Genomic DNA, 21627 nt, shown 5'->3' on the forward strand with positions numbered 1-21627 from the left:
GCTTTGACCTGTCACGTGCCGTCCCGTTGCCATCCGACGTCCGCGAGGCGCGGACAATCGCGCGCCATTAGACCAGCCGGGGCCTGCTTATCAAGAATGTTCAGGCCTTGCCGCGCCGGTCGTAGCGCGCCTGGAGCATCGCCCACGCGGCGCGCAAGCCCAGCGCCGCGCCGCCCTTGGGGCGACCGGGCTTGGCCGACGGGCGCCAGGCAAAGGTGTCGAGATGCGCCCAGGCTACGCCTTCGGGCACGAAGCGCTTGAGGAACAGCGCCGCGGTGATCGTCCCAGCAAAGGCCGAGCTGCCCGCGTTGCCAAGGTCGGCGACGTCGGTTTCGAGCAGGTCGGCATAGCCGTCCCACAGCGGCATCCGCCACAGCGGGTCGTCGCGTTCGATGCCTGCGCTTAGCATCGCCTCGGCCAGCGCGTCGTCGTTGGCGAACAGCGGCGGCAGGTCGGGACCGAGCGCGACGCGCGCGGCGCCGGTCAGCGTCGCGAAATCGACGATCAGCTCGGGCTTGGCCTCACCCGCCTTCGCCAGTGCGTCGCCCAGCACCAACCGCCCTTCGGCGTCGGTATTGCCGATCTCGACCGTCAGCCCGAGGCGACTTTTCAGCACATCGCCGGGGCGAAACGCATCGGCCGAAATCGCATTCTCGGCCGCCGCGACCAGGCAGTGCAGCCGCACCGGCAACCCGCTCGCCATTACCAGTTCGGCGAGCGCCAGCACATGCGCGGCGCCGCCCATGTCCTTTTTCATCAGCCGCATGCCCGACGCCGGTTTGATGTCGAGCCCGCCGCTGTCGAAGCTGATCCCTTTGCCGACCAGCGCGATGCGCGGATCGCCGTCCTTGCCCCAGTCGATTTCGATCAGGCGCGGCGCGTGATGCTTCGCCGCGGCGCGCCCGACCGCGTGGATCATCGGATAGCCTTGCTCAAGCGCCTCGCCCTTGGTGACGGTCAGCTTGCCGCCATGCGCCTTGGCGATGCGGTCGGCGGCCTTTTCGATCGCCGCGGGCCCCATGTCGGCGGCGGGGGTGTTGACCATGTCGCGGACCAGCGCGACCGCGCGCATTTCGGCGACCATCGGCGCGATTGCGCCGACATCGCTGGTCAGCAGCACGCGCGGCCCCCTGCTCTCGACCTTCGATCGGTAGGTGTCGAAACGATATTGCGCGCTCATCCAGCCGAACAGCGCCTTGCCGGGTTGCTGGCCCTCGATCCGGTAGCGGCCTTCGGGCAGGATCTGCCCCAATTTGGCGAGGCAATACGCCGATAGCGTGTCGACATTCGCGACGGTCGTGACGATCGCCCATTTTTCGGGATCGTCGCCCGGCAATATCGCATGGACGAACGCCTCGGGCTTGAAACCGACCGCGGCGAGGTGCGCGCGTTCGCGGGCGCTGCGGCCTTTCAGCCATGCGTCGTATGTTTTTTTGTCGACGAGATGGATCGGGCGCGCGTCCTGCCCCTTGTCGGGCTGGATCAGGTCGGAATAGTCGGTCATGCGGATCGTGCTAGGCCGCCGGGGATATTTTGTCGATTCCCGGCGTTATGCTGGCATGACGCCTTTGATATCGCTTCGCACCATCCTCCCGATCCTCACCGCCGCGGCGCTGCTGGCGGGCTGTTCCGACGATCCGCCAACCCCGGCGGAAAAGGCGGCCGCCGCCGTGGTCCCCGGCGCTCCGCCGGGCGGGGCGGCCGACGTTGCGGCCAGCAATGCCACGGCATCGAACGTCAAGGAAAGCAATGACCTGATCGAATTCGTTTACACCTATCCGCGCGAGGCAGCGGCGATCCCCGACCTTGCCGCGTGGCTTGCCAGCGACCGTGCCGCCAAGCGCGACGCGCTGATCGCCGCGGCGCGGCGCGACAAGGCGGCGGCGGAAAAGGCGGGTTTCCCCTATCATGCACACAGCCATTTGCAGACATGGCAGCGGATGACGAATACGCCGCGCTTCCTCAGTCTTTCGGCCGAAATCCAGACCTACGCCGGCGGCGCGCACGGCATGACCGGGTTTGAAACGCTGCTGTGGGACCGCAACCGCGCGAAGCGCCTGAAGCCGCTCGACCTGTTCACCAGCGGCGAGGCTTTCGACGCCGCGATCCGCGACCGCTTCTGCGCGGGCATCAAACGCGCCAAGGCGGCCAAGGGCATATTGCGCGAAGAAGCGCCCGACAGCCCATTCGGCCAATGCCCGCCCGCCTCAGCGCAGACGGTGTGGCTCGGCTCGTCCGACGGGCGCTACCTTGACCGCATGACGATAGCCATCGCGCCATACGAGATCGGCCCGTTTGCCGAGGGTAGCTACCGGATCAACGTGCCGGTGACCGGCGCGCTCGTCGGCGCGGTGAAGGATGAATTCAAGCGCGACTTCCTCCCCATCAATTGAGATCGAAGGACATGGACATGGCAAAGCAGCCCAAAGCCGGGAAGGTCGGTGAAAGCCCCAAGGAGCGGAAGGGCAAGCAGAAAGCGGCAGCCAAGCTGAGGCGCGACGGCGGCGGTGGCAAGACGATTGCCAAACCACCGTCAGACCGGGAGTCCGACCTGGACCGCGCGCCCCAATGGCAGCCGCGTTATCCAGGTTCGGGGCGGCTCGCCGGTAAGGTCGCGATTATCACCGGCGGCGACAGCGGCATCGGGCGCGCCGTCTGTGCGCTGTTTGCGCGCGAAGGCGCCGATGTCGCGATCGTCTATCTGGAGAACCGGGCCGATGCCGTAGCCACCGCCGCGATCGTCGAAGGTGAGGGCGGTCGCGCGATCGCGATCAAGGCCGATGTTGGCAAGGCCAAGGCGGGCGAAAAGATCGTCGCGGAGACGGTCGCGAAGTTCGGTCGTCTCGACATTCTGGTGAACAACGCCGGCGAACAACATCCCGCCGCCGACATTCGCGACATCAGTCCGGAGCAGTTGCAGCGGACCTTTGCCACCAATATTTTCGGCATGTTCTATCTGGTACAGGCGGCGTTGCCGCACCTCAAAAAGGGGGCGGCGATCGTCAATTGCACCAGCGTCACCATGTATCAGGGGTCGGGCGGTCTGCTGGATTACAGCGCGACGAAGGGCGCGATCACGGCCTTCACACGCTCGCTCAGCGAAAATTTGGTCGGAAAGGGCATCCGCGTAAACGGCGTCGCGCCGGGACCGATCTGGACGCCGCTCAATCCGCGCGGCGGCGCACCGGCCAGAAAGGTGGCGACGTTCGGCGAAAGCACGCCGATGAAGCGCCCGGGCGAACCCAACGAGGTCGCCCCCGCCTTCCTGTTCCTCGCTTGCGACGACAGCAGCTATATGTCGGGCCAAGTGTTGCACCCCAACGGCGGCATGATCGTTAATGGATAGCGGGGGCAGGCAGGAGACGGATTATGCCGGCGAAATCGAAGGCCCAACAAAAAGCCGCGGGCGCGGCGCTCAGCGCCAAGCGCGGTGATACCCCAAGGGCCAAATTGAAGGGCGCATCGAAAGAGATGGCACAGAGCATGAGCGAGGCTGAACTCGAAGCGCTTGCGGCCGGCTCGACGAAAGGCAAGCCCGAGCACGTCGGCTGATTATTCGGCGGCTTGCAGCTCCGCCGGCGCGGCGGATTCTACGGCGCTGGCCTTGCCGAACGTCAGCACGCCGTCCTCGATCGCGCCGGTTTTCATGTCGATGCGGTCCTGAACATAATTCTGGCTGAGCCGCCAGGGCAGCTTGTCGGCATTTTTCGGCATGATGTGCAGCGACCGCTGGATATAACCCGACGAGAAATCGAAGATATTCTCTTCGGTCAGGGTCGCCGGATCGGCGAGCGCGGGGGTCGCGACGTCGGTGCCGGTCGCCTGCATGTGGTTGAGCACGCGGCAGACATATTCGGCGACGATGTCGGCGCGCAGCGTCCAGCTGGCGTTGAGGTAACCGAACACCGCCGAGAAATTCGGGACGTTCGAGAACATGCACGCCTTGTAATAGAAATGCTCGCTCCAATCGACGGGCGCGCCGTCGACCCGCACCGGAATCTTGCCCGCGACGGCAAGCTTGAGCCCCGTCGCGGTGACGATGATGTCGGCGTCGAGCCGCCGTCCCGATTTCAGCTGGATGCCGCGGGCGTCGAAACGTTCGATATGGTCGGTGACGACCGACGCCTTGTCCCTTTTCATCGCTTCGAAGAAATCGGCGTCCGGAACCAGGCACAGCCGCTGTTCCCAGGGGTTGTAGGGCGGGGTGAACGCCTGTTCGTCATAGCGGTCGCCGAGCGCCGCCTTCAGCTTCCTGGTCAGGAACTCGCGAACCTTGTGCGGCTTTTCGCGCGCGCGGCGAAAGCCGATGTCCTGTAGCCGCACATTCTTGAACCGCGTGATCCGGTACGCCAGCTCCTCGGGCAGGATCTTGCGCAGGAAGTTCGCAAAGGCGTCCTTCGCCGGGCGGATGAAATACCAGGTCGGGGTGCGCTGGAGCATCGTCACATGTGCGGCGCCCGGCCCGTTGACGGGATCGGTCATCGCCGGGACGATCGTCACCGCGGTCGCGCCCGATCCGATCACGACGACCCTTTTGCCCGCATAGTCGAGATCCTTCGGCCAGAATTGCGGATGGATAATCTGGCCCTGGAAATCCTCGCGCCCGGTGAAATTGGCGTCGAACGGCTCGTCATAATCATAATAGCCAGCGCCGAGGTAAAGCCAGCGTGCCGTCGTGGTCGATGTCGCGCCCGCGGCGTTCTCCAGCGTGACGGTCCAGCGCGCGGCCGCGCTGTCCCAGTCGGCGCCGACGACCTTGCGGTCGAAGCGGATACGCTCGCGGATATGGCGTTCGTCGACGATGCGATTGAGATATTCGAGGATCGCGGGGCCGTCGGCGATCGTCTTTTCATGCTTCCACGGTTCGAACACGAACCCCAGCGTGTGCATGTCGCTGTCCGACCGGATGCCGGGGTAGCGGAAGAGATCCCAGGTGCCGCCGAGGTCCGCGCGGCGTTCGAGGAGTGCAAAGCTGCGGTCGGGGCTATATTGTTGCAGGTGGACCGCCATGCCGATGCCCGAAATGCCGGCGCCGACGATCAGCACATCCTGATCGACGGGTGCAGCGTTCGTGTGTGCGGCGCGTTCCATCGTCGTGGTGCCTGCCATCATCCTGTCTCCCGACTATGTTTGACGCCAGCTTACGCACCGCGTTGCATTTTGCAATCGAATTGACGTTTACGGAAAGCAGCGCCGGGATGAAGCCCGCTTGTCGCTGTCATAATATTGTCATAGGGGCGTAACGATTTTGTCACCTAGGCCCGCCGCGGCCGCCCTTGCAGGAAAGGATAGAGCCCATGCGTCAGATCGCCGTCCTTCCCTATCGATTTGGCGGACCCGGACAGGACGGCGCGACCGAGGTGCTGCTGATCACCTCGCGCGAGACGAAGCGCTGGGTGATTCCAAAGGGCAATCCGCTGACCGGGATGACGCGCCACGCCGCCGCGGCGATCGAGGCCGAGGAAGAGGCGGGGGTCATCGGCGCGGTGTGTCCGACCCCGATCGGCAGCTACCAATATCGCAAGCGCCGCGCCAATGGCGCCGCGGTGCTGCTCGACGTCGAAGTCTTTCCGCTCGCGGTCACCAACGAACTCGCCGACTGGAAGGAAATGGACGAGCGCGACCGCCGCTGGTTCCCGTTCGACGCCGCCGCCACGGTGGTCGAGGAACCCGACCTGCAGGCGCTGATCCGCTCGTTCGGCGACAGCGGCTTTCGCGCCGCCGCGCGTCCGAACGGGGTCGTCCAGAATGTAGCCGAAAAAACAGGGGTAAGCCGAATGTTCGCATGGTTTCAGCGTTTGCTGCCGCGACAGGGAAATTTCTTTGAACTGTTTGAAAGCCACGCCGCGACGCTGGTCGCGGGGGCTAATGCGCTGTCGCGGATGCTCCAGGGCGGCGAGGGGATGGCCGATCACATCCAGGAGATCGTCGAGCGCGAGCATGATGCCGACGCGATCACCCGCGAAGTGTTGCAGACGGTCCGCCGCACCTTCCTGACCCCGTTCGATCGCAGCGCGATCACCGACCTGATCGCGTCGATGGACGATGCGATCGACGAGATGCAGAAGACCGCGGGTGCAGTTGATCTGTACGATGTCACCGATTTCGAACCCGAAATGCGCGACATCGCCGGGATCATCGTCGATGCGGCGCGGCTGACCGCCGAAGCGCTGCCGCTGCTCCGCAACATCGGCGCCAACGGGCCGCGGCTGCACGAACTCACCGAGCGGCTGGTGCGGATGGAGGGTCATGCCGACGAAATACACGCCGCCGGGCTCAAGCGCCTGTTCCGCGAGATGGGCGAGGCGCACACCACGCAATTCATCATCCGGCGCGAGCTGTACAGCCACCTCGAGCGCGTCGTCGACCGTTTCGAGGATGTCGCGAACGAGATCGACGGCCTGGTCATCGACCACGCTTAAGCGGGGGCGCTCACGATGCACGAACTCGCTTTCCCGCTCCTCGTCGGCCTGGTCATCCTGGCGCTGGCGTTCGATTTTCTGAACGGGCTGCACGACGCCGCAAACAGCATCGCGACCGTCGTCGCGACGCGGCTGCTGCGCCCGGTGCAGGCGGTGATCTTTGCCGCCTTCTTCAACTTTGCCGCCTATTTCCTTTCGATCATCTTTCCCGAACTGCACAAAGTTGCGGAAACGATCGGCAAGGGGATCATCGACAAGGATCTGGTGACCCCGGCGGTGGTGTTCGGGGCGCTGGTCGGCGCGATGTTCTGGAACGTCGTCACCTGGCTGAAAGGCATTCCGTCGTCGTCGAGCCACGCGCTGGTCGGCGGCATCGTCGGCGCGGGCGTCGCGCATGCCGGGTTCGAGGGGATCGAGTGGACCGGGCTCAACAAGACGGTGATCGCGATCTTCCTTTCGCCGATGCTCGGCATGTTGCTGGCGATGCTGGTGATGCTGCTCAGCAGCTGGGCGCTGCACCGCGCCACCGCCAAATTCGCCGAAAAGACCTTTCGCCGCCTCCACCTGCTTTCTTCGGCCGCTTATTCGGTCAGCCATGGGCTGAACGACGCGCAAAAGACGATGGGGATCATCGCGGTGCTGCTCTATTCGACCGGCTATCTGCAGGGCGAGTTTCATGTGCCGCATTGGGTGGCCTTCAGCTGCTATGTTGCGATCGCGCTCGGCACGCTGTCGGGCGGGTGGAAGATCATCGAGACGATGGGCGGCCGCATCACCAAGCTGTCGCATCATCAGGGGTTCGCCGCCTCGACCGGCGGCTCGATCATGGTGTTCACCGCCAGCCTGCTCGGCATCCCGGTGTCGACGACGCACACGATCACCGGCAGCATCATCGGCGCCGGCGTGGCGCGCCGCGCCAGCGCGGTGCGCTGGGGCGTGGCGAGCAATGTCGTCGCGGCGTGGTTCATCACCATCCCCGCGAGCGCGATCGTGGCGGCGTCGTTCTATGGCATCACGCGGCTGTTCTGAACCGTGCGGGGTTGCGTTCGAATGAGAACGTAATAAGAACGAATCCGTCGATGATGTTCGGGAGCGTCCGTGATGGCCGGTGATTTCGATTTCCAGATTGGCAGCTGGCAGGTGAAGCACCGCCGGTTGCAGGCGCGGCTTGCCGGTTGCGATGTTTGGGACGAATTCGACGGGACATGCGACATGCGCCCGATCCTGGGCGGGCACGGCAATGTCGAGGATAATGTCCTTCATATCCCCGGCGGCACCTATCGCGCGGTCGCGCTGCGATCTTTCGATCCGGCGCAGAATAGCTGGGCGATCTGGTGGCTCGACGGGCGTAGGCCGCATACGCTGGATGTCCCGGTCATCGGCCGGTTCGACGACGGTATCGGTAAATTTTACGCCGACGACGTGCTGGAAGGGCGACCGATCCGGCTGCGCTTTGTCTGGAGCCGCACCGACACCGCATCGCCGCGCTGGGAACAGGCGATGTCGGCGGACGGCGGCGCGCGCTGGGAGGTGAACTGGACGATGGATTTTACCCGCCGCTGACCCTCTCATCTCGCCGGGCGATAATCGACGCGCGCGCCGCCGACCAGCCGGACCGGCAGGTACAGGCCGTTGCCATAAGCCTTGATCTGACCAATCTCAAAACCATCGACATGGGTACGGATCACAAACGCGCCTTCGCGCCGTTGATCGACCGCGCGCTTGATCTTGCCTTGCAATTCGCCAAGGTCGCGGGCGAAATTCTGGGTCAAGGCGCTGGCGATCAGCGGCGCAAACCCCTCGCTGCGGCCAAGCACGAGCAACAGGTCGCCGCCGACCCCGTCGGTATCGCCGTTGATGATGAGGTCGGAAAAATGGACCTCGGCCGATCCCGGTTTGTTGACCGGCACCGCGGTCATCCAGATGCGGCCGTGGGTCGGCTCGCCGCTTCGGCTGGCGAGCCGCATGGCGACATCGACGCCGACCGCGATGCGCCCATCGGGCGCGCCATAGATCGTCGATTTGCCGAATTTGACCGTCATCGCCCCGACCTTGGGCAAGTCGAACGGCCGCGCCGATCGTTTGAGCAGCGCGCGATCGACGACAGGTTGCAACTGGGCATAGTCGGCGAGCACGGGTACGCGCACGTCGAGGTGTGGCGTCGGCGCCTCGCGCACCATGCGCGGCAGCGGGGTCGGCGCCGGATCAGCCGGGCGGCCCGCAACAAAAGTCTCGGTGATCGCCTCAAGCCCCAGGTTCAGCCGCATCTGCTGCCCCTCCATCCGGTATCCGCCATAAAGGATGCGCTGCGGCGTGACGCGCATCCACACTGGTGGTTTGTCGCGATTGAGTTCGAGCGCGGTGAAGCTCTGCCGCCAGACGTCGGCGGCTTGTTTGCGGATGTCGATGCGGGCGATTTCGCGGTTCACTTCGCGCTCGACATCGCGGACGACGGGCTTCAGCTTTGCGTCGGCCTCGTCGGTGAAGGTGATCCGTTTGCCCAGGAAATCGATCCCGGGCGCCCTGGTCCAGCCATAGCTGATCCGTGCCCTAACGCGGGTGCGCCAGTCGGGGGTGATGTCGACCTTGACCCGTGCGTGCGCCAGCGCGGCGCCGGTCGCGGTCTCGCCCTTCAGCACCCCGCCGACATCGCGCGCGGCGATCGTGGCATTGAGCGGCACATCGACGATGATCTCGTCGCCCGCCCCGCGCAGCCGCAGCGGCCCGCGCGTTACCTGACCGACGATGGTGCAGGCGATGGGCGGTGTGACCTTGACCTTTTTGCCGAAGACCTTGACCCGCTGCGGCTTCACGCACGCGCGTTCGCGCCGATTGATCGTCCACAGGGTTTTCGGCACCGCGCGTTCAAGCGCCTGCCTGAGCGCCGACGTATCGGCATTGATCGGGACCGCGATCAGCGATGTCTGCGTGGGCGAGGGGGCAGAGTCGGTCGCGCGCGGCGGCGGCTCGACATCAACCTTGCGGTCGCACGCGGTGAGCATGGTCGCTGACGCGATAGCCACGGCCAGTATGGTGATCGCCCGCATGTCTCCGCCCCCGATTGATGCCCACATGGTAACACCAATCGGTAAAGGTCGTTCCAACAAATCAACAGGTCAGGCGGCGACGACCCCGAACAGATCATGCTCGTCGGCATCCTCGATTTCGACATCGACGATGTCGCCCGATTTCAGCGTCGCCGCGACGTCGCGGAGATAGACGTGGCCGTCGATCTCGGGCGCATCCGCCTGTGAGCGTCCCGTCGCACCGATGCTGCCGTCTTCGTCCGCCTCGCCGACTTCGTCGATGATCACGGGCAGGGTGCGGCCGATCTTGGCTGCGAGTTTCGCGGCGCTGATCGCGGCGGTCTTGTCCATGATGCGCTGGTAGCGCTCTTCCTTGACCTCTTCGGGCACCTGATCGTCGAGCGCGTTCGCTTGCGCGCCCGCCACGGGTTCGAAGCGGAAGGCGCCGACGCGGTCGAGCTGGGCTTCGTCGAGCCAGTCGAGGAGATACTGGAAATCGGCCTCGGTCTCGCCGGGGAAGCCGACGACGAAGCTGGAGCGGATCGCGATGTCGGGGGCGATGGCGCGCCAGTTCTTGAGCCGTTCGAGCACCTTCGCTTCGTTGGCGGGGCGCTTCATGCGCTTGAGGACGCTCGGGCTCGCGTGCTGGAAGGGGATGTCGAGATAGGGGGTGAGCAGCCCTTCGGCCATCAGCGGTATCACCGCGTCGACATGCGGATAGGGATAGACATAGTGGAGGCGTACCCACGGGGCGCGGCCTTCGCTGGTCTGAAGCTGGCCGAGTTCGCGCGCGAGGTCGGTCATGTGGGCGCGGACTTCGCGGCCTTTCCACTGGCGCGGGTCGTGGCGGGTATCGACGCCGTAAGCCGAGGTGTCCTGGCTGATCACCAGCAGTTCCTTGGTCCCCGCAGCGACGAGCTTTTCGGCCTCGCGCAGCACCGCGTCGATGCGGCGGCTGACGAGTTTACCGCGGAGGTCCGGGATGATGCAGAAGGAGCAGCTGTGGTTGCAGCCTTCCGAAATCTTGAGATAGCTGTAGTGCCGCGGGGTCAACTTGAGCCCGCCCTCGGGGACGAGGTCAACGAAGGGGCCTTGGGTCGGCGGCGCGGCGTCATGGACGGCATCGACGACCTGTTCATATTGATGCGCGCCGGTGACCGCGAGGACGTTGGGGAAGCGGGCGCGGATAACATCGGCTTCGTTGCCCATGCAGCCGGTGACGATAACGCGGCCGTTCTCGGCCATCGCTTCGCCGATCGCCTCGAGGCTTTCTTCCTTTGCCGAGTCGAGGAAGCCGCAGGTGTTGACGAGCACGACGTCGGCGCCCGCATAATCGGGCGACAGGCCGTAACCATCGGCGCGCAGCTTGGTGAGAATCCGTTCGCTATCGACCAGTGCCTTGGGGCAGCCGAGCGAAACCATGCCGACCTTCGGCTGGGTGGGGAGGGTTTTGACTGTCATGATTGCGGGCGCGCATAGGGGATTTTTTGGGGTTTGTCACGGGTTCTAAACCCCCTCCCCTTCAGGGGAGGGGTTGGGGTGGGGGCTGCAGGCTAGCGCGAGGCCGATCGGCCCACCCCGCTGCGGCTAGCCAGCAAGCTGGCAAGTCTCGCTGCCCCTCTCCTGAAGGGGAGGGGGTTTAGTTTGCCCCCGCCAGCGTTTCTGCGACAATTCGCCAGACCTTTGGGTTGATCCCCAAACCCAGATGCGTGCTGTCGACTTTGATGTTGCGCGCCTGGTCGTTGTAGATGTCGACCGCGATGTCGGGGCCGACGATGCCGTCGCGGTCGGAATAGATGACGGTCAGCGGCTGGGTCAGGCCTTTCAGGTTGCGAGCGTGGATTTCGCGTTCGATCGCGTCGAAGTCGCGCCCGGCGAAACGCTGCGCCAGCGCGGTATATTTGGGGCCGCCGATGATCGGGGTGCCCATGGTGATGATCTCGCGGACCAGTTTGGGATAGGCGCGCGCGGTTTCACGCGCGATCACGCCGCCGAGACTCCAGCCGATCAGGGTCAGCGGGGCGTCATCGGCCTTGACCCATTCGGCGGCTTGGGCGGCGAAGCGCTCGACATCGGCGGCGACGCGGCCCTGGTTGCGGCCCATGCCCCAGTCGCGGACATGATAGCCAAGGTGGCGCAGATAGGCTTCGAGCGGTCGCATCGACAGCTCGCTGGCGCCATAGCCTGGGAGCAGCGTGACCGGGCGCCCGTCGCCACGCGGGGCGCCGACCAGATGATAGCCGCCAAGGCCATAGCGCAGCAGGTCGAGCGGCAGCGCGAGCTCGCCGAGCTGCGCGAGCCGGGTCGGCGGCTTCAGTCCGGTGGGAAGCGGAACGTCGCGGGGCATCGCCTTCTCCCTTTCACATCGTTATAGTTTGTCGCCTCGGCACGGCATTGCAAGCCGATAAGGGGGAGGGGAAGATGGCGAATATGAACTGGATCGCGATTCTGGTCGCGGCGCTCGCGGGTTTTGTCGTCGGTGGCATCTGGTACGGGCCGCTGCTGGGCAAGGCGTGGATGAAGGAACGCGGGCTGACCGAAGCCGATTTGCAGCAGGGCAATATGGTGCTGATCTATGGCACCACCTTTGCGCTCAGCATTGTGTCGGCGATTTTCCTCGGCCATTTGCTCGCGCATTTCGGTGCGATGAGTGCGCGGTCGACGATGATGATTTCGGTCGGGATTGCGCTGGGCTTTATCGTTCCGGCGATCGGCACCAATTATCTGTTCAGCCGCGCGAGTTTGAAATTGTTCGGGATCGACGCCGGATATTGGATTGCGTTCTATGCCGCGATGGGCGCGGTGTTTGTGTTTCTCGGCTAGCCGCCGGGCACGCTCGCTTCGCACTCTTCGCAGCGGATGACCTCGACGACCATGTCGCCGGGGGCGAGGCTTTGGGCTTCGGCCTCCCAAAAGCCGAAGGGCTTGCCGCCGCGATAGATGCGCAGCCCGCGGCCTTCGCTAGCGAGCTGGTCGATGCTGCGCCCGATTTCCCCGGCGGCGACGGGACGTTCGCGCAGCTGGACACGGCCGCCGATGCTGGCGAGATCGGCCATATAGTCGGCGACATGCGCCCCCTGCGCCGATCCCGCGAGCAGCAGGCCGGTGAAGCTGACCGGGTTGATCACATTGTTCGCGCCCGCCTGGCGCGCGAGCAGTTCATTATCCTGCGCGCGGATAACGACGCTGATCGGCACATTCGGCGACAGGTGGCGGACGGTCAGGACCATCAGGATCGAGGTGTCGTCGCGCCCCGCCGACACCAGCACCGATTGCGCGCGCGCGATATGGACGTCGATCAGCGTGTCGTCGTTCGACGCGTCGCCCTGGAGCACGTTGCAGCCCGCGGCCTCGGCCTCGGCAATCCGTGCGGCCGACTGGTCGATGACGACGATGCACGTCGGGTCGGTGCCGCGTGCGATCAGTTCGCGGACCGCCTCGGCGCCGCTGGTGCCATAGCCGAGGACGACGATATGGTCGGTGAGCTTTGCCTGGATGCGGGCCATGCGCCATTTTTCCCATGTGCGTTTGAGGACGAAATTATAGGCGGTGCCGACGAAGATAAAGAGCACTGCGATGCGGATCGGGGTTACGATCACCGCCTCGATCAGGCGCGAGCGGTCGGACACCGGATGAATGTCGCCGAAGCCGGTGGTGGTCACCGAAATCATCGTGAAATAGACGACGTCGAGGAAGCTGATCTCGCCGTCATAATTGTCCTTCAGCCCGGCGCGGTCGATCCAGTGCACCAGCACGACGATGCCGATCAGGAAAAAGGCGAGGCTGAGCCGCGCGAGGACGTCGGCCCACACCGGCCATTTGCTGGCGCGCTTCAGCGGCTGAAAGCGGTGATGCAGTTTCAGTTTCGACGGTTTGCGATCGCTCATCGGGGCGGCAATTGCTTCATCGGATCGACGGGTATGCGATTTTTGCGCAGCTGGAAATGGAGTTGCGACGTCTGGACCTGTCCGGTCGCCCCGGCGCGGCCGATGACGTCGCCGATCCGCACCGCCTGACCGCGCTGGACATCGATGCGCGCGGCATGGCCATAGGCGCTGACCCAGCCGCCGCCATGGTTGATCAGGATCAACCCGCCATAAACGCCGATCTGGTCGCCGGCATAGGCGACCACGCCATCGGCGGCGGCGCGGATCGGGGTGCCCGCGGCGGCGGCGATGTTGATCCCGTCGCTGACCTTGCCCGGCGCGAGCGGGCCGAAGCGCGCGAGGATCGGACCATTGAGCGGCCATTCGAAGCGGCCCGCGAAGCGCGTCGGTGCGGCGATCGCGGTGGTCACCGGCTGGCGCGGTGCGGCGCTGCCCGCGGTGGGACGCGCAGCCTCGGCCAGCGCGGGCTGGCTGCCGGTGGCGATGTCGTCGATGTCGAGGGTGAAGGCGGCGGCACGGGCGTCGACATTGACCGGGCCGGGAGGGGCTGCGCGCGCGTCGGAGGGCAGGCGCAGCCGCTGGCCGACGCGCAGGATATAGGGTTCGTCGAGGGCGTTGATCGTGATGATCTCACCCCAGTCGGCGCGATAAGCGGCCGCGATGCCGATCCCGGTCTCGCCGGTGCCGACGCGGTGATAGAGACCCGCGGGGATGCGCAGCACCTGCCCGGCGCGCAGGGTGAAGGGCGGGGTGAGGTCGTTTTCCAGCGCGATCGCTTCGGACCCGGCGCCGCTCATCTCGCCGATCGCGCGCAGCGTGTCGCCGGGGCGGACGGTGTAGGCGCTCGCGTTAACTTGCACGGCATTTGTGGCGACAGGTTTCAGCGTCCAGGTCGGCCGGGCGTCGCCGCCGACGACATCGCCCGCCGAATGGCGCTCAAAATCAAAGCTATCGGGGATGGGCGCGGGAAGCGGTGGCGAGGCGACGGGGCGTGGCGGTGGGGCCGGGGCCGCGGGGATGCACGCGGCGAGCGATAGCACGCACAGCAAAGCCCCGAGATGTCGTCTATATTCCCCCACGCGCCGCTTTTGCCAAAGGAAGCGGGTGGTGGCTAGACCCAAAGCCTTCGCGGGGCAACGGGTCAGGCCGCGTAAGCACTCCGCAGCGCGGCCAGCGACGCGTCGTGCGTCAGGTCGAGCTGGAGCGGGGTGACCGAGATGTAGCGATCGTCGATCGCTTCCAGGTCGCTGTCGTGCCCCGGCGAGTGTTCGATGCCGTGCAGACCGAACCAGTAATAGCGATAGCCGCGCGGGTCGGTGCCCTCGACGATCGAACCGCGGCCGTAGTCGTGGAAGCCCTGCCGCGTCACGCGGATGCCTTGGACGTCGGCGGCGGGGATTGCGGGGAAGTTGACGTTGATCAAGGTGCGCGGCGCCATGTCCAGGTCGAGCAGCGGCCGCAGTACCTTGGCGCCCCACGCTTCGGCTGCCTCGAACGGCACGGTGTCACCCATGCCTTCCTTCGCATAAACCTGGCTGAGCGCGATCGAGCGGATGCCCGCCAGCGCGCCCTCGATCGCCGCCGAAACGGTGCCCGAATAGGTGACGTCATCGCCCAGGTTGGCGCCGCGGTTGACGCCGGAGAGGATCAGGTCGGGCTTGTCGGGCATCAGCTTGCTGATCGCCATCATCACCGAATCGGTCGGGGTGCCGCTGCACGACCAGCGCTGCGGCCCATGTTCGCGAATCCGCACCGGGCGCGACAGGGTGAGCGAGTGGCCGGCGCCCGATTGTTCCTCGGCGGGGGCGCAGACCCAGATGTCGTCGGACAGCTGGCGCGCGATCGCTTCGAGCACGGCCAGGCCGGGGGCGTGGTAACCGTCGTCGTTGGTGAGGAGGATGCGCACGTTTTCTACTTTCCTTCTTCGTCATCCCGGGCTTGACCCGGGATCCTGCTTTTCAACGTCGCAAAGCGGGATCCCGGGTCAAGCCCGGGATGAGGATGGTTTAGGTGGCCGGCGTCAGCTTGGTGATCCCGCCCATGTACGGCAGCAGCACGTCGGGAACGATGACGCTCCCATCCGCCTGCTGATAATTCTCCAGCACCGCGACGAGTGTCCGGCCGACCGCGAGGCCCGACCCGTTGAGCGTATGAACGAATTCATTGTTTTTGCCGCCCTCGCGGCGGAAGCGCGTGTTCATGCGCCGAGCCTGGAAATCGCCGCAGTTCGAACAGCTCGAAATCTCGCGATAGGCGTTCTGGCCGGGCAGCCACACCTCAAGATCATAGGTCTTGCGCGCCGCAAAGCCCATGTCGCCGGCGCACAGCAGCATCTTGCGATAGGGCAGCTCGAGCGCCTCGAGGATCGCCTCTGCGGCGCGCGTCTTGCGCTCCAGCTCGGCATCGCTGTCCTCGGGGCGGGTGATCGACACCAGCTCGACCTTCCAGAACTGATGCTGGCGGATATAGCCGCGCGTATCGCGCCCCGCCGACCCGGCTTCGGAACGGAAGCAGGGGGTGAGCGCGGTCATGCGGATCGGCAGGTCGGCATCGGGCAGGATGTCCTCACGCACCGCGTTGGTCAGGCTCATCTCCGACGTCGAGATCAGCCAGCGGCCGTCGGTGGTCTGGAACAGATCTTCGCGGAACTTGGGGAGCTGGGTGGTGCCGAACGCCGCTTCGTCGCGGACCATCAGCGGGGTGGCGCATTCGGTGTAGCCCGCGTCGATCGTCTGCCGATCGATCATAAATTGCCCGAGCGCGCGTTCGAGCCGTGCCATCTGGCCCTTCAGGAACGCAAAGCGCGCGCCCGACATCTTCGCGGCGGTTTCGAAATCGAGCCCGAGCGCGGGGGCGAAGTCAGCGTGCTCCTGCGGCGTGAAGTCGAAGCTGCGCGGGGCGCCCCAGCGTGCGATTTCGACATTGCCGTCTTCGTCCATGCCCTCGGGGACGTCGGCGGCGGGCAGGTTGGGGAGCGCGGCGAGCGCGTCCTGCAGCGCCGCCAATTGTTCGCGTTCGGCATTTTCCCGGTCGGGGAGCGCGGTCTTGAGTGTGGCAACCTCGGTCTTCAGCGCATCGGCCTGGTCCTTGTTGCCCGCTGCCATCGCCTGGCCGATCAGCTTCGACGCTTCGTTGCGGCGCGCAAGTGCGGCCTGAATTTCGGTCTGTAGCGCGCGCACCGACGCGTCGGCGGTCAGGATGCCAGCGGACAGGGGGGCGAGGCCGCGGCGTGCGAGGCCGGCGTCGAAGGCGGTGGGATTTTCCCGGATCAGGCGAATATCGTGCATGGGCGCGCTATGGCGTTGCCGGGCGGGGGGTGCAAGCCCGATCGCGACCATGAAAAAAGGGCCGCCTCGCAAGGCGGCCCTTCAGTGTGGTGGTCCGGGTTAGCCCCCCCGACCTCCAGTGGATCGCTTACGCCGCGTCGGCGTTTTTGTCGTTGCGGTTGGCGGCGCGGCGGCGCGCGACGAGCGCGGCGGCGGCGGCGCCGAACAACAGCATCATCGGCGGCGCCGGGACCGGGGTCGGCGGGTTGCCCGACGAGCTGCTGGTGCTGCCACCCGAGCTGGACGACGAAGACGACGAGCTGCTGCTCGACGACGAGGATGAGGAACCGGTGCTGCCCGTGCTGCCGGTCGAACCCCAGCTGCTGCTGCCGCCGGTCGCGCCCGACGAGGTCGCGCCGCTCGACGTGCTGCTGCTCGACGACGAGGAGGACGAAGAGCTCGACGACGAGCTGCTCGACCCGCCCGAGCTGCTGCTGCTGGAACCGCCCGAGCTGCCGCTCGAACCGTTCGAGCCGCCCGAACTGCCGTGCGACGAGCTGCCCCAGCCCGAGCTGCCATGCGACGAACCGCCCTTTGACGAGCTGCCGCCCGACGACGACGAGCTGGACGAGGAGGAAGACGAGGACGAGCTCGAAGACGAGCTGCTGCTCGACGACGAGGTGCTGACGTTGCCCGACGAGGTCGAGACGTTACCCGAGGACGTCGAGACATTGCCCGAAGACGTCGAAACGCCGCCGGTCGAGGTGCTGACCCCGCCGGTCGAGGTGGAAACGCCACCCGTCGACGTCGATACGCCGCCGGTGGAGGTCGAAACGCCGCTCGAGGTGCTGACGCTGCCGGTCGAGGTCGACACGCCGCCGGTCGAGGTCGAGGTGCTGACGCCGCCCGTCGAGGTCGACACACCGCCCGAGGTGCTGCTGCTGGTCGTGCTGAGGCCGCCGGTGGTCGTCGAGGTGACGACGATGCTGCCGCTGCTGCCGCCGCCGCTGCTACCGCCGAAGAAACCGCCGAAGAAGCCGCCGCCGAATCCACCGCCAAAGCCGCCGCCGATCACCGTGACGCCGCCGCCGCTGCTGCCGCCTTCAAAACCGCGCTGCGGGAAAGGGGCGTAGGGGATGGGGGGCAGCGGGATCGTCTGCGTCACCACCTGCGTCTGCGGGGTGGCGGTGCGGATGATGCGCTTGGTCGTGACGACGCGGCGGATCCGCTTGACCGGCTTGCGCGCCGCATGGCGCTTGCGCACCACCTTTTTGCCGGCGCAGGGCGAGCAGGACTTGACCGTCTGGGCCCGCGCCTTGGGCACGTCCGCAATCTGCATCGCGCCGCTACCGATGATCGCGCCGCCGCAGGTGCAGGCGCAAAGCTTGGCGAGGGCCATTCGGACAGACATAGGTTTCTCTTTCTTTCCCGTTGCAGGTGCAAAGCGCCATCCACCGACACCCGTTTCACCTTCGCTATACCTCAAAAGGTCAAAGCTTTGCGAACGCGGCAATTGCGTTAACCGCGTTTGCCTGTCCGACAGCGGGAAAAGGGCGCCGGAATCAACCCTAATGGCGGTTCTTGTCCCAAAATAGTACGGAAACTGCAATGATTCTATGCGATTGGTTAATCTTCGGCCCTAAATCGGGGTCGCCGAAGCGGCGCCGCGGGTCGCGCTCAACCGGCGGGAATCGCTCCAGGCCGGCGCTCCGTTCAGCCGCGCTTCACGCCCCGTCGCTATCGGCTGCTTAGGCGCTTGTATCGAAACCAGCGGCTGGTTATAGGCGCGCCACTCCCCGCACCGCTTGACGGCCCGCGGGGTGACAGGAAAGGACGCGAGAGCCCCTCATGCCGACCAAGATTGCCGACGTTGGCGCTGACGCGCTTCGCGCAGCCAGATCCAATCTCGATACGGATTATGTTCCTGGCGACGACGAAGAGTTTATGAACGAGCGGCAGCAGGAATATTTCCGCGGCCTGCTGCTCGCTTGGAAAAAGTCGATCCTGTCCGAATCCGAATCGACCCTGGCGCATTTGCAGGACGGGCCGCTGCGCGAACCCGACCTGGCCGACCGCGCGTCGAGCGAAACCGACTGGGCGATCGAACTGCGCACCCGCGACCGCCAGCGCAAGCTGATCGCCAAGATCGATTCGGCGATCCGCCGCATCGACGAGGGCGAATATGGCTATTGCGCGGTCACCGGCGAACCGATCTCGCTGGCGCGGCTGCAGGCGCGTCCGATCGCGACGATGACGCTGGAGGCACAGGAACGCCACGAGCGTAACGAGCGGATTTCGCGCGAGGATTGATCCGCTTTGGGGCAAATGTCCGATTCACCCATCGGCAATTTACATTTCGGCAACGGCTGGGCTCTAGATTCGCGACCTGACACTCAACGCGGGGAACAGGTCGCAATGGAATCGCGCGGACCAATAACGACAGATGAAGAAGTGGCGGCGCTGTCGCGCGGCGCCGATCGAGACAGCTTGTTCATGCAGGCCAGCCTGATGCTGCCGGGGCACCCCGATGCGGTGGTGGTCCGGGTGCGCAACCTGTCGCCGGGCGGCATGCTGGCCGAGGGCAAGGTGCGCGTCGACCAGGGCGCAACGATCCAGATCGACCTCAAAAATGTCGGCCCCGTCCCGGGCCGCGTCGTGTGGGCGGGCGAGGGCAAATTCGGGATCGCGTTCGATCATCAGATCGATCCGCAAGCGGTGCGTCGTCAGGTGGTGTCGCAGTCCGATCTGCCGCCGCATCTGCGGCGCTCGGGGCTAGAGCGGGGGCCGCTGTACCGCCGGCGCTGATGCGTCCTGCATAGGGCGGCACCAGCGGGGCGGTAGCGGCAGGCGATCGTCAGGCGATCGCGAGCATCTCTTCCTTGATTTTCAGCTTCTGCTTTTTCAGATGCGCCAGCGCGGCCATGTCGGGGGCGGGGCGCCGCTCTTCATTCGCAATTTTCTCGTCAAGGTTCGCGTGGCGCGACTTCAGGGCGGAAAGATGCGACGTGCTCATGGGCCATTCTCCTTTTCGACTCGATTGGCAGGACCGAGTAAATCACGAATCGGGGCGAATGTCGTCGCGATTCGGTCAGCCGGTCCCCGTTGCGGACCAGTGGTGAACGTGGCAGGGAAGCGATGGTGAGCCCCGACGAAATCACCCAGCGCCTGGAACTGTTACGGATCGAGCATCGCGACCTCGACGCTGCGATCATCGCGCTCGGCATCGCGGCGGTCCCCGACCAGTTGCAGCTGGCACGGCTGAAGAAACGCAAATTGCGCCTGCGCGATGAAATCGCCTGGTGCGAGGATCAGCTGGTTCCCGATATTATCGCGTGAATCAAAACGGGACGATCGCGCGTCGCAATTTCATGGTTACCGCCATTGCATTGCTGCGCAGCCATGGCATCCCTTGGCACATGGTCGCCCGACATCCCGACATGATGGCAATCGCAGCACCGGTGCAGCGTGCGCAGATCGAAAATCTGTATGTCGAGGCGATGGTGCTCGCCGACGAGGCGCACGCCGCCTTTGCCGCGCAGCGCGAACTGGGCGATGTCCGGCGGGACGGGTTGATGCAGATCAGCCTGGCGTGCGAATCGCTCAAAACCACGACGCGGCTGATGCACGTCATCGCGTGGCTGCTCCATCGCCGCGCGATGATCGCCGGCGACCCCGGCGCGGGGCCGAGCGACAGCGCGGCGCGGATTGGCGAGCCGGTCGCGGCCGACTGGGACATTTGCGCGGGCTTTGAGGAATCGGTGCGCCGCATCATCGCGGCGAGCGAGCGACTGTTCGAGCGGATCGCGCAGATCGAAGCGGGCTGGAATACGCCGCGGGCGGTGACCCCGGTGCAACGGCTGCTCGCGCAGCTAGAGGCGCGGCTTTAGCTGATTTCCCTCTCTGAAAGGGAAGGGGATTTAAGCGAGCCATTCCACCCACGCGCCATGGGCGTGGGCGTGCGCCAGCTTCACCGGTTCGCCGCTGCCCGGCCAGTGTCGGACGACCAGCTCATGGTGATGCACCGTCCGGTTGGCCTCCAGCGCGATCCAGGCCAACGGGCGCTCCGCGGTTGCGCGCGCGCCCGCGGCTTCCATCGCGGCGGTGATCCGCGCTTGCTGGTCGGCGGGGACATATTGCCAGACGATCGAGTGCATCAGCACCCGTGTCACCCCTGCAGCCTGCGGGCGGGCGAGTTCGGCGGCGACGAAATCGGCGGCGTTGGCGTGGATCAGCTGTGGTGCCTCATTGGTTGCGGCGGCGATCGCGGCTTCCATCCGCGCGAAGCGGATATGATGTTCGGGCCAGATATAGGCTTTCAGCCGCAACGCCTGCGCCGGGTCGGTCAGATCGACCGGCGCGACGTCGCAGCCTTTGAGGCCTGCAAAGCCGATATTATGTTGCGGCGGCGGATCGCCGCGCCAGTCGGGCGTAAAGGCCATGACGCCCGGGCGCGGCCCGACATTCACCCCGGCGAGGTCGTAATGATAGCGGTCGATCATCAGGTTGATCCCGGCGCTCGACCCGATTTCGAGGCAGTCGAAACGCGGCGGCAAGTCCTGATCGGCCAGCCACAGCATCGCGGCGACGAAATTCGACGAGCGCCCCGCCTCGTTGGTTTGCGGCGGGCCGTCGAGCCAGGGGAGCAGCGCCGCCTCGTGCCGCGCTACCACCCCGGCGACGATCGCGGCGTCGTTGATGTCATCGGCGTCGGCATAGATCGGCGCGAGTTCGTGCGCGCTGCCCGCCAGATGCAGCGCGTGGATACCGCCCGCGGCGCGCAGCGGCAGCGCATCGGCGAGCGGAGCGCCCGGCCAGTCGGCGATGCGGCGGGCGAATTCGCTGGCGGGTTTGGCCATCAGCGCACCGAGCGCGGCGACGACGCGCGCGGTCACCGGCGCGCCATTGGCGCGGCAATAGAGCACCTGATTGGCAAAGGCGGTGCGGACGGCCGCGGGTCCGGTCTCGCCCATGTCGACCTTTTGGTAGCGCTCGCTCATTGCCCTTTCTCCCGTCGCCGCTTATGGGC

Annotated in this window: 23 protein-coding genes; 12 read left to right on the forward strand and 11 right to left on the reverse strand. The window is 65.8% G+C overall.

Going from position 1 to position 21627, the window contains the following annotated elements:
• Positions 1–100 precede the first annotated feature (100 nt).
• A complete protein-coding gene (locus tag ACTIFP_RS09865; RefSeq protein WP_439568539.1) occupies positions 101–1504 on the reverse strand; it encodes a leucyl aminopeptidase family protein in 1404 nt (467 codons plus the stop codon).
• Positions 1505–1559: 55 nt separating this feature from the next.
• Between ACTIFP_RS09865 and ACTIFP_RS09870 the strand changes: the two genes are divergently transcribed.
• From ACTIFP_RS09870 to ACTIFP_RS09880, 3 genes are read left to right on the forward strand one after another with little or no spacing between them, the layout of a single operon-like run.
• Positions 1560–2393 (forward strand): DUF4163 domain-containing protein, encoded by an 834-nt coding sequence (locus tag ACTIFP_RS09870; protein ID WP_439568540.1) that lies wholly within the window; start codon positions 1560–1562, stop codon positions 2391–2393.
• A gap of 17 nt (positions 2394–2410) precedes the next feature.
• A complete protein-coding gene (locus ACTIFP_RS09875) occupies positions 2411–3346 on the forward strand; it encodes an SDR family oxidoreductase (protein WP_439568541.1) in 936 nt (311 codons plus the stop codon).
• Between the two features lie 23 nt (positions 3347–3369).
• Positions 3370–3552 (forward strand): DUF3008 family protein, encoded by a 183-nt coding sequence (locus ACTIFP_RS09880; protein WP_439568542.1) that lies wholly within the window; start codon positions 3370–3372, stop codon positions 3550–3552.
• Here ACTIFP_RS09880 and ACTIFP_RS09885 read toward each other — a convergent pair whose 3' ends face one another.
• A complete protein-coding gene (locus tag ACTIFP_RS09885) occupies positions 3553–5109 on the reverse strand; it encodes a flavin-containing monooxygenase (RefSeq protein ID WP_439568574.1) in 1557 nt (518 codons plus the stop codon).
• Between the two features lie 188 nt (positions 5110–5297).
• Here ACTIFP_RS09885 and ACTIFP_RS09890 point away from each other — a divergent pair, with 188 nt between their 5' ends.
• From ACTIFP_RS09890 to ACTIFP_RS09900, 3 genes are all read left to right on the forward strand, one after another.
• Positions 5298–6422: a DUF47 family protein gene (locus tag ACTIFP_RS09890; protein WP_439568543.1), complete on the forward strand. Its 1125-nt coding sequence runs from the start codon at positions 5298–5300 to the stop codon at positions 6420–6422.
• A 15-nt stretch (positions 6423–6437) separates the two neighbouring features.
• The gene (locus ACTIFP_RS09895) at positions 6438–7451 is read left to right on the forward strand and encodes an inorganic phosphate transporter (protein WP_439568544.1); all 1014 of its coding nucleotides are present in this window, start codon (positions 6438–6440) and stop codon (positions 7449–7451) included.
• 72 nt (positions 7452–7523) lie between these two features.
• Positions 7524–7985, forward strand: a complete 462-nt coding sequence (locus tag ACTIFP_RS09900; protein WP_439568545.1) for a DUF1579 domain-containing protein — start codon at positions 7524–7526, stop codon at positions 7983–7985.
• 5 nt (positions 7986–7990) lie between these two features.
• Here ACTIFP_RS09900 and ACTIFP_RS09905 read toward each other — a convergent pair whose 3' ends face one another.
• From ACTIFP_RS09905 to ACTIFP_RS09915, 3 genes are all read right to left on the reverse strand, one after another.
• Positions 7991–9445, reverse strand: a complete 1455-nt coding sequence (locus ACTIFP_RS09905) for a DUF4403 family protein (protein ID WP_439568546.1) — start codon at positions 9443–9445, stop codon at positions 7991–7993.
• A 93-nt stretch (positions 9446–9538) separates the two neighbouring features.
• Positions 9539–10909: a 30S ribosomal protein S12 methylthiotransferase RimO gene (rimO, locus tag ACTIFP_RS09910; RefSeq protein WP_439568547.1), complete on the reverse strand. Its 1371-nt coding sequence runs from the start codon at positions 10907–10909 to the stop codon at positions 9539–9541.
• A 178-nt stretch (positions 10910–11087) separates the two neighbouring features.
• Positions 11088–11795, reverse strand: coding sequence for an esterase/lipase family protein (locus ACTIFP_RS09915; RefSeq protein WP_439568548.1), 708 nt, complete (start codon positions 11793–11795; stop codon positions 11088–11090).
• A gap of 83 nt (positions 11796–11878) precedes the next feature.
• On the opposite strand from ACTIFP_RS09915, the gene ACTIFP_RS09920 reads away from it, so the two are divergent.
• On the forward strand, positions 11879–12271 hold the full coding sequence (locus ACTIFP_RS09920) for a DUF1761 domain-containing protein (protein WP_439568549.1): 393 nt from the start codon (positions 11879–11881) through the stop codon (positions 12269–12271).
• On the opposite strand, the gene ACTIFP_RS09925 is transcribed toward ACTIFP_RS09920, so the two are convergent.
• The 4 genes from ACTIFP_RS09925 to serS all read right to left on the reverse strand — a co-directional run bounded on the left by ACTIFP_RS09925 (position 12268) and on the right by serS (position 16622).
• Positions 12268–13335 (reverse strand): potassium channel family protein, encoded by a 1068-nt coding sequence (locus ACTIFP_RS09925; RefSeq protein ID WP_439568550.1) that lies wholly within the window; start codon positions 13333–13335, stop codon positions 12268–12270. The two genes, ACTIFP_RS09920 and ACTIFP_RS09925, sit on opposite strands and share 4 nt — an antisense overlap.
• Positions 13332–14195, reverse strand: coding sequence for a peptidoglycan DD-metalloendopeptidase family protein (locus tag ACTIFP_RS09930; protein ID WP_439568551.1), 864 nt, complete (start codon positions 14193–14195; stop codon positions 13332–13334). The genes ACTIFP_RS09925 and ACTIFP_RS09930 overlap by 4 nt, the downstream gene beginning before the upstream one ends.
• Positions 14196–14476: 281 nt before the next feature.
• The gene (gene surE / locus ACTIFP_RS09935) at positions 14477–15241 is read right to left on the reverse strand and encodes a 5'/3'-nucleotidase SurE (protein ID WP_439568552.1); all 765 of its coding nucleotides are present in this window, start codon (positions 15239–15241) and stop codon (positions 14477–14479) included.
• 100 nt (positions 15242–15341) lie between these two features.
• Complete coding sequence (serS, locus tag ACTIFP_RS09940) at positions 15342–16622, reverse strand: serine--tRNA ligase (protein WP_439568553.1); 1281 nt, start codon at positions 16620–16622, stop codon at positions 15342–15344.
• Between the two features lie 86 nt (positions 16623–16708).
• Here serS and ACTIFP_RS09945 point away from each other — a divergent pair, with 86 nt between their 5' ends.
• The 3 genes from ACTIFP_RS09945 to ACTIFP_RS09955 all read left to right on the forward strand — a co-directional run bounded on the left by ACTIFP_RS09945 (position 16709) and on the right by ACTIFP_RS09955 (position 19406).
• Positions 16709–17734, forward strand: coding sequence for a hypothetical protein (locus ACTIFP_RS09945; RefSeq protein ID WP_439568554.1), 1026 nt, complete (start codon positions 16709–16711; stop codon positions 17732–17734).
• A 715-nt stretch (positions 17735–18449) separates the two neighbouring features.
• Positions 18450–18911 (forward strand): RNA polymerase-binding protein DksA, encoded by a 462-nt coding sequence (gene dksA / locus ACTIFP_RS09950; RefSeq protein ID WP_439568555.1) that lies wholly within the window; start codon positions 18450–18452, stop codon positions 18909–18911.
• A gap of 15 nt (positions 18912–18926) precedes the next feature.
• The gene (locus ACTIFP_RS09955) at positions 18927–19406 is read left to right on the forward strand and encodes a PilZ domain-containing protein (protein ID WP_439568556.1); all 480 of its coding nucleotides are present in this window, start codon (positions 18927–18929) and stop codon (positions 19404–19406) included.
• A 49-nt stretch (positions 19407–19455) separates the two neighbouring features.
• On the opposite strand, the gene ACTIFP_RS09960 is transcribed toward ACTIFP_RS09955, so the two are convergent.
• Positions 19456–19614, reverse strand: coding sequence for a YdcH family protein (locus ACTIFP_RS09960; protein WP_439568557.1), 159 nt, complete (start codon positions 19612–19614; stop codon positions 19456–19458).
• A gap of 122 nt (positions 19615–19736) precedes the next feature.
• Between ACTIFP_RS09960 and ACTIFP_RS09965 the strand changes: the two genes are divergently transcribed.
• Positions 19737–19937 carry a YdcH family protein gene (locus ACTIFP_RS09965; RefSeq protein WP_439568558.1) on the forward strand — a complete coding sequence of 67 codons (201 nt, stop codon included), beginning with the start codon at positions 19737–19739 and terminating at the stop codon, positions 19935–19937.
• 32 nt (positions 19938–19969) lie between these two features.
• Entirely contained in the window at positions 19970–20488 is a 519-nt protein-coding gene (locus ACTIFP_RS09970; RefSeq protein ID WP_439568559.1) for a DUF1465 family protein, read from the forward strand.
• A gap of 30 nt (positions 20489–20518) precedes the next feature.
• On the opposite strand, the gene ACTIFP_RS09975 is transcribed toward ACTIFP_RS09970, so the two are convergent.
• Positions 20519–21598: a DUF2332 domain-containing protein gene (locus ACTIFP_RS09975; protein WP_439568560.1), complete on the reverse strand. Its 1080-nt coding sequence runs from the start codon at positions 21596–21598 to the stop codon at positions 20519–20521.
• Positions 21599–21627: the final 29 nt, after the last annotated feature.

Origin of the sequence: Sphingopyxis sp. (genome assembly GCF_051861155.1) — a bacterium.
Lineage (GTDB): Bacteria > Pseudomonadota > Alphaproteobacteria > Sphingomonadales > Sphingomonadaceae > Sphingopyxis.

What these genes read in the sequence shown, in the direction of transcription:
- ACTIFP_RS09865 (WP_439568539.1), bottom strand. Translation starts at nt 1,504, where the DNA reads ATGACCGACTATTCCGACCTGATCCAGCCCGACAAGGGGCAGGACGCG.
- ACTIFP_RS09870 (WP_439568540.1), top strand. Translation starts at nt 1,560, where the DNA reads ATGACGCCTTTGATATCGCTTCGCACCATCCTCCCGATCCTCACCGCC.
- ACTIFP_RS09875 (WP_439568541.1), top strand. Translation starts at nt 2,411, where the DNA reads ATGGCAAAGCAGCCCAAAGCCGGGAAGGTCGGTGAAAGCCCCAAGGAG.
- ACTIFP_RS09880 (WP_439568542.1), top strand. Translation starts at nt 3,370, where the DNA reads ATGCCGGCGAAATCGAAGGCCCAACAAAAAGCCGCGGGCGCGGCGCTC.
- ACTIFP_RS09885 (WP_439568574.1), bottom strand. Translation starts at nt 5,109, where the DNA reads ATGGCAGGCACCACGACGATGGAACGCGCCGCACACACGAACGCTGCA.
- ACTIFP_RS09890 (WP_439568543.1), top strand. Translation starts at nt 5,298, where the DNA reads ATGCGTCAGATCGCCGTCCTTCCCTATCGATTTGGCGGACCCGGACAG.
- ACTIFP_RS09895 (WP_439568544.1), top strand. Translation starts at nt 6,438, where the DNA reads ATGCACGAACTCGCTTTCCCGCTCCTCGTCGGCCTGGTCATCCTGGCG.
- ACTIFP_RS09900 (WP_439568545.1), top strand. Translation starts at nt 7,524, where the DNA reads ATGGCCGGTGATTTCGATTTCCAGATTGGCAGCTGGCAGGTGAAGCAC.
- rimO (WP_439568547.1), bottom strand. Translation starts at nt 10,909, where the DNA reads ATGACAGTCAAAACCCTCCCCACCCAGCCGAAGGTCGGCATGGTTTCG.
- ACTIFP_RS09915 (WP_439568548.1), bottom strand. Translation starts at nt 11,795, where the DNA reads ATGCCCCGCGACGTTCCGCTTCCCACCGGACTGAAGCCGCCGACCCGG.
- ACTIFP_RS09920 (WP_439568549.1), top strand. Translation starts at nt 11,879, where the DNA reads ATGAACTGGATCGCGATTCTGGTCGCGGCGCTCGCGGGTTTTGTCGTC.
- ACTIFP_RS09925 (WP_439568550.1), bottom strand. Translation starts at nt 13,335, where the DNA reads ATGAGCGATCGCAAACCGTCGAAACTGAAACTGCATCACCGCTTTCAG.
- serS (WP_439568553.1), bottom strand. Translation starts at nt 16,622, where the DNA reads ATGCACGATATTCGCCTGATCCGGGAAAATCCCACCGCCTTCGACGCC.
- dksA (WP_439568555.1), top strand. Translation starts at nt 18,450, where the DNA reads ATGCCGACCAAGATTGCCGACGTTGGCGCTGACGCGCTTCGCGCAGCC.
- ACTIFP_RS09955 (WP_439568556.1), top strand. Translation starts at nt 18,927, where the DNA reads ATGTCCGATTCACCCATCGGCAATTTACATTTCGGCAACGGCTGGGCT.
- ACTIFP_RS09960 (WP_439568557.1), bottom strand. Translation starts at nt 19,614, where the DNA reads ATGAGCACGTCGCATCTTTCCGCCCTGAAGTCGCGCCACGCGAACCTT.
- ACTIFP_RS09965 (WP_439568558.1), top strand. Translation starts at nt 19,737, where the DNA reads ATGGTGAGCCCCGACGAAATCACCCAGCGCCTGGAACTGTTACGGATC.
- ACTIFP_RS09970 (WP_439568559.1), top strand. Translation starts at nt 19,970, where the DNA reads ATGGTTACCGCCATTGCATTGCTGCGCAGCCATGGCATCCCTTGGCAC.
- ACTIFP_RS09975 (WP_439568560.1), bottom strand. Translation starts at nt 21,598, where the DNA reads ATGAGCGAGCGCTACCAAAAGGTCGACATGGGCGAGACCGGACCCGCG.